Raw genomic sequence first — 13,163 nt, 5'->3', positions numbered from 1 at the left:
AATAATTAGGGTTTTCTGAAAAAGTCTTATGTATAACGGCAGGAGTAGGGGTAATTTCCTACGGAATGCTCCGCAAACATGAATTACCCGTACAGGAGTCAGGAGAAATGGGAATCATAGAGGAGTTAGCCGAAAGAATTTTTCCTTGATTTTTTCGTCCTCGCCCAATGAAAATGCTAACTTTTTGCAGCTCTATAGACCAAAAAACTGGCACTTTTTTCGACCTAAAAAGGCTAAAGCTTTTATATGTCAATTCTTTGAGGATTAATCACCAAGCCCTAATTAAATTCTAACTTTTTATCAAAAATTTAAAGTATTTTATATTATTGATTCAGGAAATTGTTACCAAGAATTGGTGCGAATTAATCTATCAAAAATTGTAAAATATAGTTTTTTATTTTTAAACTGAAGTATCTGATATCCAAGAATTTTATGAGTAGAATTGACCCGCCCAACTTCGAGATTGACGCACAGGACCATCATCTTGATATAAAGGTGGATTATGAATATCTTTTTTATTCTCTAAAATACTCACATCTTGTTCAAAAGTTTCTAAGACATCCTGTTTTAACATCTTATTTAAAATCAAGCTTAAAGGAAAAGGTAGAACTTTCTTCACACTGTAAAATATTGCAATATCAAGATACTCATTATCTATTGGTGTTCCTGTAAAAATAGTTAACAAACCTAGCTTTAATTTTCCTTCTGTCCAGTAAAAACTCACATCATAAGCAGGTCCGTAATAAATAGTAGTAACTGAGCCATCTTCTAATACTAATTTTCCTGCTGCTAAAGAAGATAAATTATATTTCTGAGACATTCTATGAGTTAAAATTGGTCCGTCAATTTCTACCCCATGACTATGAGCGCTTTTAAAAGTACGGCTGTGCAAATTATATAAGTGAGAGACATCTACACTGTTATCCATATAATCTTGAAGGGTAGTGCGGACTTTCCACTGACGGACTAAACGTAGGGGAGTCCATTCGACCGAATTTAGTTCTGGTATTTGAGGTATTTCCCAGTCTGGCAGTTTTCCTTGATGGTGATGGTACATCATTATGAGACCATTAAGCTCAAGTACAGGCCAGCTCTGTATTTTTGCTTTGGGTTTGGGTTTATCTGGATAAGGAATAGCAGCACATTGTCCATTTGTATCCCAGAGCCAACCGTGGTAAGGACATCTCAGAGTTTGGCCTTGTATTCTACCTCCATGAGCAAGATGAGCGCCTAAGTGAGGACAGTGAGCATCAAAAATATGAGGTTTGCCATCTTCTGTACGAAATAGTACAAAGTCTTTTCCGAAGTAATGAAGTGGTATTACTCCTTTGGTAGATAAATCTTCACTTCTGGCAACACGAAACCAGCTATTAGGGAGGTTTGAATACATAATTATTTTTTTTGAATATAGACAAAAATCAGCTATCAGTGTATAAGGGTAGCGATCGCTTGCCAACTAGAAACATTAAAAAATATCAATTTTTCTTGACAAAAGAGAAATAAAATCATCTAGTAGAAGCTCTCTTGTCAAAATTGCGATGAGAAAACTACAATCTTTTATATTTTGTCTATGCAAACCACAAAAGTAGAACGAGTCAGAGGTGTCAGGGACATTCTGCCAAACACCTATCACATTGATAAACAAATTAAAAATGCACTCAGTGGTAGTTTTGAATCTTATGGCTACCGACCTATAGATGTACCACTAATAGAATATACTGAACTCTATCTGAAAAAATCTGGTGAGGACATAGTTTCTCGCCTCTACGACTTTATTTATCGTAACCGTCGCCTCTGTCTCAGGCCAGAATTTACGGCTTCAGTGGTCCGCGCTTATTTGGACAACTTCCAAGAAATACCCCTGCCAGTAAGACTTTATTATACAGGGCCAGTATTTCGCTATGAAAAGCCCCAGAAAGAGAGATATCGTCAATTTACCCAAATGGGAATAGAGTTAATTGGGGCAAAAGGGGCGATCGCTGATGCGGAAGTTATTTCTATGGCCTGTCAAGGTTTAGACCGTTTAGGTTTAACTGAATATCAAATGTTTATTGGTCATGTTGGAGTTATCAACAAATTCCTGGACCATCTTGAGTTAGATACTCGTCTTCGTAGTTTTCTACTTACTCAGATGGAAACTCTGAGAAAAGAAGGTAAACAAACAGTAGAAAATTTACTTTCTGAAATTTATCCAGCGTTTCAAAAAAATACTTCTGCTCAACAACAACCAGGTAAAAATATTACGACAAAAAAAATTACAGACCTCCTACAAAATTTAGAAGAAGAGGAGGCTAGGGTAGCTATTTTTGAGTTTCTCGAAAGTATGAATATCGAACTTTCAAGCACTCGCGAACCTGAAGAAATAGTTGACCGTTTGTTAGTGAAGATTAAACATCAAAACCAAACTAAACAGCTCAATAAAGCATTAGATTTTATGACAGAGTTGAGTAAACTAAAAGGTGAGCCGAATGCTATTTTAAAAGAAACAGAAAAACTACTTTTAGCTTACAATATTGATGATTATTGCTTAACACAATTACAAGATATTCTTAAAAGTTTAGATGCCTTTAATGTAGACAAAAATCGTATTAATATTGACCTCGGAATTAGTCGGGGTCTCCAATATTATACAGGTATGGTTTTTGAAATTTCTGACAGTAACTTAGGAGAAAGAAAATTATGTGGTGGTGGTAGATATGATGATTTAATTGTTAGTTTAGGAGGTCAACAAGAAACTCCTGCCACTGGTTTTTCTTATGTAATGGAAGAACTCAGAGAAGTATTAGCTGAAAAATCTCATTTGAATATTAATAATTATCAATTTGTCGAAATTTTGGTAGTTGGTATTAGTTCACATGATTATGTTTATACTGTCGAAATTGCGGAAAAATTAAGAAGGCTAGGTTTGCGGATAGAAACTGACATTATCGGGAGAAATATTGAAAATAATATTGAGTATGCAATTCAGCATAATATTCCATTTTTAATTATTTTAAATTCTGTAGAACAACAAGATAGTAAAGTGCTTTTGCAAAACCTGGAATCTGGGGAAAAGCAAAATTTGGAATTAAATGAAGTAGTAAAAAAAGTTAGAAATAGTTGAATTACTGAAAAATTAATACCCTATTTCCAGCCTCCTTATTGCAGAGGTACTGATAACTGATAACTGATAACTGATAACTAAAATGACCACCGAGCAAATTTTAAAAATAGCTTTACCCAGTAAAGGTGCATTAGAAAAAGGAGCCATGAACTTATTGTCAGCTTGTGGTTTAACTGTATCTAGACCCAGTGAAAGACAATATTTCGGCTCTATTCCTGCCTTGCCACAAGTAAAAGTATTATTTCAAAGAGCAGCAGATATCTTTACAAAAGTAGAAGAAGGAAGTGTTGACTTAGGAATTACAGGTTATGACGTAGTTTCTGAAGAAAGTCAATCCGATGATGATGTAATAGTTATTTGGGATAAATTAGGTTATGGTAAATGTGAAGTTGTTTTAGCCGTTCCTGAAAGTTGGGTAGATGTTTCTTCCATAGAAGATTTAGCAGAATTAACTCTATTATTTAAAGAGAAAGGTAAAAATCTAAGAATTGCTACAAAGTATAATAACCTGACTCGAAAATGGTTGTATGAAAAGTTAATTGTACATTTTTCCTTAGTAGCAGTCCAAGGTGCAATGGAAGCAGCACCAAGTATGGGATATGCTGATATGATTGCTGATGTAACTAGCACTGGCACAACTCTGAGAGAAAATCGTTTAAAGCGAATTGAAGGAGGCACACTTCTTAAGTCTCAAGCTTGTTTAATTGGTAATAAACGTTTGTTACAAGAAAGTGAAGCTAAGTTGGAAACAACTAAGGTCTTTTTAGAGTTAATTGAAGCTCAGATGGAGTCAAAAAAATATGTGTCGATAACTGCAAATGTGCATGGAAAGTCGGCAGATGAAATAGGTGATTTGTTAATGAATAAAAGTGGATTAAGTGGCATTACTGGTTTACAAGGACCGACTATTGCTAAAGTATATTCTGGGAAGAAAAATGATTGGTATGCTGCCACAATTGTAGTGAAACAAGAAATGTTGTTACCAGCAATTAATCATCTCAGAAAAGTAGGTGGTACAGATATTACAGTTTCTTCTCCTAATTATGTTTTTGGCTCCAAATCTCAAACTTATGAAGCATTTTTGAAAAAGTTAAATTAGGCTATTATATCATGTTCGGTTGAATACTTATAAATAAACGACGGAGGAGTCAGGAGTAAACCCACCCCTCGCCCCTCCCCCTCCCAGGAGGGGAAGTAAGGACTCAGGAGGGAAGAAAGAAGAATAAAGAGGAGGAAAAGGAGAAAGTTTTTTGTTTGCTGGCGCACAACTTTCCTTACGGAATGCTATCGCAAACGTTAACGTGTCAGTGGAATTGAGTTCTATTGCTAATTAGGGCTTGCTGATTAAATCTCAACGTCTTTACACATAAAGGTTTGAAGATTTTCAGGTATGAAAAAGTTCTAGCTTTTAGGTAGTTCCGGTTCAAAAATGAGCATACTTTGGGTAAATTATGGCAGAAAAATTAAGGGACGATTCTTCCAACTACCTCTTCTATAATTCCCATTCCTCCTCGATTCTGGATTCTGGCTCCTGACTCCTACTCTTACCACTCATACTTTTTCAGCAAACCCTAATTATCCGGACATGATATTATTGGTGGAGAAAGTTGATATTTTCTAGAAAAAAATATCGACTTAACTCTCCTCTTATATCATGTTCGGTTGAATAGTTAATTATATAGTTGGGAGTGTGGAAGTAGGGGAGATTTAAGGCTTGAAGTAATTATAGAATTATCAAAATATACTATATAACTGGATTCTATATTACAACAGAGAAATATCCCTTAGAAATTTTTAGTTTTGACTTGATAAAATAATAAAAATGCCACATACAATTGTTACTGATATTTGCGAAGGTGTTGCTGACTGTGTTGGAGCTTGTCCTGTCGCTTGTATCCATGAAGGACCTGGTAAAAATACTAAGGGAACTGATTGGTATTGGATAGATTTTGATACCTGTATTGACTGCGGAATTTGCCTAAGTGTTTGTCCTGTAGAAGGGGCAATTTTGGCCGAAGAAAGACCAGAGTCACAGAAGACACCTAGTACATCTAGTACCAGTAGTTAATAAGGGAGGAGTCAGGAGTAACTAACTTTAGGGTGCGTTGCAACGCACCTTATACCAGATCCGGTTATCAAAAGTCCGTTTTTAAAATTACTCTCTAACCCTTCTGCCTTCTGAGTTCATTAAGATGCTACTTTTGCTGCAGTAGACCGACGTTTCCGTCTTCCCAGTGGTGTTTTGGGTATAGGCAGTTCTTTTTTCTGCTCTACTTTCTCTTCTACACTTCTATCTTGTATATCTCCTGCTTCTGGAGTTTGCATTAAGAAAACTAGCAAAGGTTGACCTTGAAGCTTTCGTCTCAACATTTGCTGAACAGCACATTCAAGATCCTTTTTCAATCCAGACCAATTAACTTGAGTATTATTTGACTTAGCATACTCAAACCAGTTATTGCTCAAACTTTGTTTTAATGTGTTGATCACCAGTTCGCGCATTTGTGATATTTCCATAGCACTTACCACACCACGCAAATGTAACTGAGGTCTATCAATCAATTTACCATCCGCATTCACCGCCAACGCTACAGTCACAACACCATCCTCTGCCAATTGTTGCCTTTCCTTAAGAATCTTGTCTTCAACCATACCAGAACGAGAAGAGTCTACCAGTTCAATACCAGAAGCTACTCGGTCTGCAACACCGATAGAATCTTTAGTTAATTCCACCACATCACCATTTTGTACCACTACCATATTTTCTGGAGAAACCCCCATACTTTGAGCAGTTTGACTGTGTTTAACTAACATCCGATGCTCACCATGAAACGGTACAAAGAACTTAGGACGAGTAAGTGCCAACATTAATTTTTGGTCTTCCTGACAACCATGACCAGAAACATGGATACCCTTATCTTTACCATAGATCACATTTGCTCCTAACATCATTAGTTTGTCAATGGTGTTAACAACAGCGATCGTATTACCAGGAATAGGGTTGGCAGAGAATACAACTGTATCTCCTTTACGAATTTTTATTTGCCTATGTTCACCCTTAGCAATACGAGTTAGTGCTGACATTGGTTCCCCTTGAGAACCTGTAGTCAGAATCAATAGTTTCTCATCAGGTACACTTCGGACGCTATGTAGAGGTACAAACAAACTATCTTCACACTTAACATAACCAAGATTGCGAGCATGAGCAATCACATTCAGCATCGATCGCCCTACTGTTGCCACCAACCTACCATGTTTTTTTGCTAGCTCTAGAACTATTTGTAATCTATGTACGCTAGATGCAAAGGTTGTAACCATTAAACGTCCAGGAGCGTTGGCGAATACTCGGTCTAAATTTGGATAAACTGACCTTTCTGAAGGCGTGAAACCGGGTACTTCTGAATTTGTGGAATCACTTAATAAGCAGTGAACTCCCTTTTCTCCATACTCTGCTAACCTTTGAAAGTCAAAATTTTCTCCATCTACAGGAGTATGGTCAATTTTGAAGTCACCTGTATGGATAACTACTCCCACTGGTGTTGTGATGGCGACTGTAAAGCTATCCGCCATTGAGTGAGTATTACGAATATATTCAACACTGAAATGTCTGCCTAACCGGACAATATCACGTGGACGAACAGTTCTTAATTCTGTGCGATTTTGGACTCCTGCTTCCTCTAGTTTTGGGTATAGTAAAGCCATTGCCAATCTAGGTCCATAAATGACAGGAATTTCTACATTTTTCAAATGGAAAGGAATACCACCAATATGATCTTCGTGACCATGGGTGACAATCATACCTTTGATTTTATGACGATTTTCAGTCAGATAAGTTACATCTGGTAAGACGATATTTACACCATGCATTCCATCAGTAGGAAAAGCTAATCCTGCATCAAGCAGAATAATTTCGTCATCATATTCAAATACGCAGGTGTTTTTACCAATTTCATGTAGTCCACCCAGAGGAATAATTTTTAGGGCAGATGATGATTTCTTTCTTGTCATAATTATCCTATTTTTCTTGTTGTTAACTGTGAAAGATTTTGAATGATTGTTATAGCAGGGAACAGGGAACAGTGGGAAAAGCTTTTCTCTGTCTCAAATTCATCATTAATATAAGTCAAACATCAACTTCTTCCTTGCTATATACCAATTTGATAAATATTTGCTATAAATAGCCTAGCTATTTCTTAGGTGTCTGGATGAGCGAGTCAGGAGTGATAATGAATAGCTTTTATACCATTTTTTAGGTTGTAATTCATTTTTTTAGTCAAAGAGACATCTCCTGTAAATTATTTTTATTACCCTGAATTATTCTAAACATTCTTTTTTAAAATTGGCATTACTGATTTTTAATACCCATTAGTTAAAAGTAGAAAAACTAATCTCTTAAAAATTCAAGATTTTAGCGATTTAGTGAGGGGGTAACTAAATCATTATTCAGATTGATGATATTTAATTTTCTGACAAATTTTATTACCAGTGAAATTGACTCATAATAAACCTAGTTGACCCATTTCTGCTGATAATTTTTCAGTTACTTCAGTTGGAGGGTCGCATAGTGGAGGGCGAGTAGAGCCTACTTTCCACTCTAGCAGATTCAGAGCTGCTTTTACCGGAATGGGGTTAGTTGTTGCAAATAAAGCTTTGAATAAGCTGAATAGTTTTAGGTGAATTTCTGTAGCAACTTGTACCTTACCTGTTTCAAACGCTACTATCATCTCTTGTAGCTGTTTTCCTACTAAATGACTAGCTACACTGACAACGCCACTTCCACCAATAGCCATAAGTGGTAGTGTGAGGGAATCATCCCCAGAATAAATCTTAAACTCTGGTGCAGTCAAGTGCCTAATCTGACTTACTTGATCTATGTTACCACTGGCTTCTTTAATCGCAACAATATTAGGAATTTCGGCCAGTTTGGCTACAGTTTCAGGAATCAGATTTTGACCAGTACGCCCTGGTATATTGTATACCATTATTGGCAATTCTGGGGTGGCTTGAGCGATCGCCTTAAAATGTTCATAAAGTCCTGACTGTGGTGGCTTATTATAATATGGTACCACCTGTAATGAACCATCTAAGCCTAATTTAGCAGCTTTTTCGGTAGCTGCGATCGCTTCTATTGTGGAGTTTGACCCAGTACCAGCTATTACTTTAGCTTTTCCTGCTACTGCTTTTTGAACTACTTGAAATAGTTTATATTCTTCTTCCCATGTTAAACTTGGAGATTCTCCTGTTGTTCCACATATTACTAATGAATCTGTCCCATTTTCTGTCAACCATATAGATAGTTTTTCTACTTCTTCATAGTTAACACTACCGTCTGAATTAAACGGCGTAATCATTGCAGTTATAACTTTACCGAAATCTACCACACTCTTTGCACTCCTTATGGTTTTTTTATAGCTTTGTTAGGTCTTATTCTTTTTTTTGGGCTATCTTACTAGACCTAATTTTTTTTCAGATTAACATCGCTTTCGCTTTACAGTCTCTCTGCAAAATTTTTTTATTTTTGTATGACTGAACTATTGTTAATAACCCATTTCATTACATTGTAGAAATAGGAACTAACTTTACCGAATAATTAAGGTTTAAAGCCTCTGCTTTAAAGGAGAAACAAGAAAAAATTTTCCTTTGAGTCAATCCTCTTCTTTTCAAGGATAGATAATTGTTAATTATTAATTGTTGAATACTCTTTTTTTTTCTTTTGTTTTTTGCACCCTGAGTCTAAACTGTTGCTGCTTCTACCCTCAAGCAATATTTTTCCACCAATAACTCAGCTATTTGTACCGCATTCAAGGCAGCTCCTTTTCGGATCTGGTCTCCACTTAACCATAATTCTAATCCACAAGGATGAGAAATATCTTGACGAATTCTACCTACTAATACATCATCTTTACCACTTGCTTCTATTGGCATGGGAAAATAATTTTTTTGCCAATTTTCTACCAGTGTTACTCCAGGTGCTTGACTTAATATTTCCCTAGCTTTGTCTACACTAAATGTTTGAGCAAATTCTAAATTAATAGCTTCTGAATGAGCGCGTAATACTGGTACCCTAATACAAGTTGCTGTAATCCCGATATCGTTAGTCCCCAATATCTTACGAGTCTCATTAACCATTTTTATTTCTTCTTGACAATATCCCTGCTCATTCAGTGGGGAATTGTGTGGGAACAAATTAAATGCTAATGGATAGGGAAAAATCTCTGTTCCAGGAGTTTTTCCTTCTAAAATTTCTTTCGTTTGAGTTTTCATTTCTTCCATTGCCCTTGCCCCTGCCCCACTTGCTGACTGGTAAGTGGCCACTACCAATCTTTTAATTTGCTGGACTTGATGCAAAGGCCATATTGCTACACACATTAATATTGTTGTGCAGTTAGGATTAGCGATTATACCTTGATGTAGAGCCGCAGCTTTTGGGTTAACTTCTGGAACTACAAGAGGCACTTTAGGGTCCATACGAAAGGCACTGGAGTTATCAATTACTATAGCACCAGCTTCTACTGCTTTCTTTGCCCATTCTTTTGATGTAGATGCACCTGCTGATGCTAGCACTAAATCTACATCTTTAAATGAATCATCTGTTACAGCTTCTACTTGTAAGTTTTGTCCTTTAAATTTTAGAGTGCTACCTGCGGAACGGGGTGATGCCAGTAGTTTTAATTCTGCTACTGGAAAGTTTCTAGTTTGCAGTAATTCTAACAACTCTGTTCCTACAGCCCCTGTTGCTCCTAATATTGCTACTTTGTAAAACTCTGACAAATTCTTGTCCTCCTTCATTTTTTCATCATTTTATTTTTTGATAATGTTTTTTATTAAGTTTAATAGTTTGAGCTAATTTTTTGATTTTCTGACTAAAATAGATTTTTTATTTTTATTAAATTTGATTCTCATCTAGATTATCTAATCTGCACTCCCTTACGACTTGGTTAATATAGATAATTTTCATAAACTAAGGATTAAAAATTAGCTTGATATTTCATATATAACATATACTAAGCATTCAGCTTTTAGCAGTCAGCTATCAGCAAATAATGAAAATTCCTTATAAGTCTAAATCAGCGTAATTTGACAATAAGTTTTTTAATTTATCCAAATTTATAAATTGCTTTTACCTCCTCCTATCATCAATAGCTGATAGCTAATAGCTGACTGCTAAATGCTTACAACAGATATTCAATTAGATTATTCGATCGTAAATAGCAGAAAACCAAAAAATATTTAATAAAACCAATATTTTCATACTACTAAATTAATTCTATACCTACTGACTGACTATAGTCAAATCAAATCAAACTATTCTTAGATATTTCGGTTTAATTCTTTAGACATCTCCAGAAAATAGGTAGTAGGGATAAATAATTGATAATTTATGTACAATAGTTGATTTGATTTTTTATGATCGGAGATGTCTTTTTGATAGAGTAGTTTTAAATGATTATATTACTTCGGCTATTTATATAAGTAAAAGTATTAACATATTAATTTTCAGACAAAATAGAGGAAAATCGAGAAAGATTTATATGAAATTTTTGGCCGAAATTTAATCAGTATTAATTATAATTGTAGTGTAACAACTTGAGAATCTTAAAATAAGAACCTAGTGCAGGATGCCGAAAATAACTGACCAGTTACAAAATCCTAAAACAATTACAAATCAATACTTTTAACCTTTAATATCATGTTCCCCCGGAGGGGGAGCTACGCTAACGGATAATTACTTATAATTACATTTTTGTTTGTAGTTGGGCTTGAGCCTCTGAAATACTTACTATTATTGCTAGAGCAAAACTACGAACCTAATTATAACTGTTCTACCGAACATGATATAATAACTTCCGCGTAGCGGCACTAGAGTCATGTCATCTTTAAGTAAACCTTTAATAATACCATAATATGGTAGCTTTTTAAAAGAAAAAATATCAACTTACTTTGCCAATAGCGAGAAAAAAATAAAGTTAAAAAATTCCTAAAATTAAAGCATTGTTGGCGAAGGTAGAGAAATACTTATAGTAATAGTAAGCCAAAAAGTATAGTGCAAGAAAAAGTCAGAATCTTAAGATTCCTATAAATAAATAATTATATAGCTTATTGACACTCTCATGGTTAAATCCCTTGATCATAACGGGAGATTCTTGTCTCACAGATTCTCGGGCTAGATAACAAATCAAATAAACTGAATTGCACCCCCGCTACTACTATCTCAACAAGCTGTCTTGCTCCGTCTTTACCCTGAATTTACCTCAGCCCAGGCGGTGCGTTTTGATTCAACCGTGTACTCCACGGCTATTGATGCAATTATAACGCCAAAAATGCGCACGCGTATTGCTCAATCACTTTTCTGGTTGAAATTCACCTCATCGTTAAATTAAGAGCGATGATATAGCACTACAAGAATTAGTGAGGACATTTTTCAATGCTAAAACCCTTTTACAGTTTGCTATTTCCTGTTCCCTATTCCCCATTCCCGATTCAAGTAGGGATATAACAGGAGTCCTCTTTCAACATTTATGATAGAATCATAGCCTATAATCTTAAACTTAGTTCTAACTAACTTAAACAAAACGCCGATGAAAGTTACCCAGGAAAAACTTCCAGCTAGCCAAATAGGCCTGGAAATCGAGATTACACCAGAAATGTCCAAGAATGCCTACGAACAGGTGATTCAGAAATATATCCGTACCGCCAATATTCCTGGGTTCAGAAAAGGCAAGGTGCCTCGACAAATATTGATACAGAGGCTGGGTAGAAATTATGTTAAAGCTATGGCCTTAGATAACCTCATTAATGATTGCTTAGAAAAAGCAAGAGAACAAGAACAAATCAATGCAATAGGTCAATTTGACCTGGTTACAGAATTTGAAGAGTTAGTAAAAGATTTTGAACCAGGAAAAGAAATGGCCTTCTCTGCTAAAGTGGATGTAGAGCCAGAGGCTAAAGTTAATGATTATAAAGGATTGGTGGTCAAGGCTGAAGAAGCTAAATATGACCATGCTCAATTAGATGAATTTCTAGAAGAACGTCGCTCTGAAAAGGCCACACTAATTCCCGTAGAAGGAAGAGCTGCTCAGTTAGGAGATGTGGCAATAGTAGATTTTGAAGGTATAATCCCATCTGATACAGAGGGAGAAGAGCCGAAAGAAGTTCCAGGAGGCAAGGCTCAAGATTATCAAATGGAGTTGAAAGAAGGACAATTTATCCCTGGGTTCATTGATGGAATAGTAGGTATGAACCTAGAGGAAACAAAAGAAATTTCCGTTCAATTTCCTGAAGAATATGGTCAACCAGAGTTAGCAGGTAAACCAGCAGTATTTACAATTACTCTTAAAGAATTAAAAGAAAAAGAATTACCAGAGTTGGATGATGATTTTGCTCAAGAAATTAGTGAGTTTGAAACATTAGCCCAATTACAAGAGTTCATGGAGAAAAAATTTACCAAAGAAAAAGAGGAACAAACAAAACAGAATAAGGAAATTGCCATTGTAAATGAGCTGGTGAACCATCTGGAAGTAGAATTACCAGAAACTTTAATTAAAAATGAAGTTCAGCAGATGTTAGCCCAAAGTGCCATGGAGTTGAGCCAGTATGGAATAGATGTTAAAGAATTGTTCAGTAGCGATAAATTGCCAGAAATGCAAGAGCGATCGCGGCCAGAAGCAATTGAGCGATTAAAAAGAGATTGGGCTATTAAAACAGTGGCCAAGGAAGAGTCAATCGAGGTAAATGAAGAAGAGATTGTAGCAGAGTCAGCTAAAGTCATGGGACAACTCCAAGGAAAGGATGTCGATCCAGATAGATTAAGAGAAGTAGTGACAGAAGACTTACTGAAGGAAAAAACAATCAAATGGTTGGAAGAAAATGGCACAGTAGAGTTAGTACCTCAAGGAACTCTAACTAAAGATTCAGAAATAGATGAAGCTACAGAAACTCCTGTAGAAACTGAGTCAGAGTCAGAAACTATTGTAGAAGTTGAGGCGGAACCTGTAGCTACTGTGGAAAATCCTCAATAATGAACAAGATTAACTAAACTCAAATTAATGAATGGTTGGGTAAT

General features: G+C 35.7%; 9 protein-coding genes. 4 read left to right on the top strand and 5 right to left on the bottom strand.

The window, feature by feature from the left end; translation table 11 throughout:
* Positions 1-58 precede the first annotated feature (58 nt).
* Positions 59-214, bottom strand: coding sequence for a hypothetical protein (locus F6K06_RS10010; RefSeq protein ID WP_287287231.1), 156 nt, complete (start codon positions 212-214; stop codon positions 59-61).
* 216 nt (positions 215-430) lie between these two features.
* Positions 431-1,390 carry a Rieske 2Fe-2S domain-containing protein gene (locus tag F6K06_RS10005; RefSeq protein WP_124146804.1) on the bottom strand — a complete coding sequence of 320 codons (960 nt, stop codon included), beginning with the start codon at positions 1,388-1,390 and terminating at the stop codon, positions 431-433.
* A 180-nt stretch (positions 1,391-1,570) separates the two neighbouring features.
* Here F6K06_RS10005 and hisZ point away from each other — a divergent pair, with 180 nt between their 5' ends.
* The 3 genes from hisZ (at position 1,571) to F6K06_RS09990 (ending at position 5,171) form a co-directional block, all read left to right on the top strand.
* On the top strand, positions 1,571-3,103 hold the full coding sequence (gene hisZ / locus F6K06_RS10000; protein ID WP_287240844.1) for an ATP phosphoribosyltransferase regulatory subunit: 1,533 nt from the start codon (positions 1,571-1,573) through the stop codon (positions 3,101-3,103).
* An 82-nt stretch (positions 3,104-3,185) separates the two neighbouring features.
* Positions 3,186-4,202: an ATP phosphoribosyltransferase gene (hisG, locus tag F6K06_RS09995; protein WP_124146802.1), complete on the top strand. Its 1,017-nt coding sequence runs from the start codon at positions 3,186-3,188 to the stop codon at positions 4,200-4,202.
* Between the two features lie 723 nt (positions 4,203-4,925).
* The gene (locus F6K06_RS09990; protein ID WP_124146801.1) at positions 4,926-5,171 is read left to right on the top strand and encodes a ferredoxin family protein; all 246 of its coding nucleotides are present in this window, start codon (positions 4,926-4,928) and stop codon (positions 5,169-5,171) included.
* Positions 5,172-5,290: 119 nt separating this feature from the next.
* Here the strand turns inward: F6K06_RS09990 and F6K06_RS09985 are convergent, their stop codons facing one another.
* The 3 genes from F6K06_RS09985 to F6K06_RS09975 form a co-directional block, all read right to left on the bottom strand.
* Positions 5,291-7,108, bottom strand: a complete 1,818-nt coding sequence (locus tag F6K06_RS09985; protein WP_124146800.1) for a ribonuclease J — start codon at positions 7,106-7,108, stop codon at positions 5,291-5,293.
* Positions 7,109-7,596: 488 nt separating this feature from the next.
* Positions 7,597-8,481 (bottom strand): 4-hydroxy-tetrahydrodipicolinate synthase, encoded by an 885-nt coding sequence (gene dapA / locus F6K06_RS09980; protein ID WP_124145368.1) that lies wholly within the window; start codon positions 8,479-8,481, stop codon positions 7,597-7,599.
* Positions 8,482-8,833: 352 nt separating this feature from the next.
* Entirely contained in the window at positions 8,834-9,889 is a 1,056-nt protein-coding gene (locus tag F6K06_RS09975) for an aspartate-semialdehyde dehydrogenase (RefSeq protein ID WP_124145367.1), read from the bottom strand.
* Positions 9,890-11,679: 1,790 nt separating this feature from the next.
* Here F6K06_RS09975 and tig point away from each other — a divergent pair.
* Entirely contained in the window at positions 11,680-13,119 is a 1,440-nt protein-coding gene (gene tig / locus F6K06_RS09970; RefSeq protein ID WP_124145366.1) for a trigger factor, read from the top strand.
* The last annotated feature ends 44 nt before the right edge of the window (positions 13,120-13,163 follow it).

The sequence above is a fragment of the Okeania sp. SIO1H4 genome, assembly GCF_010672695.1.
GTDB lineage: Bacteria > Cyanobacteriota > Cyanobacteriia > Cyanobacteriales > Microcoleaceae > Okeania > Okeania hirsuta.
Note: the sequence above shows the minus strand (reverse complement) of the source record. Positions and strands in the feature narration are given on the sequence as shown.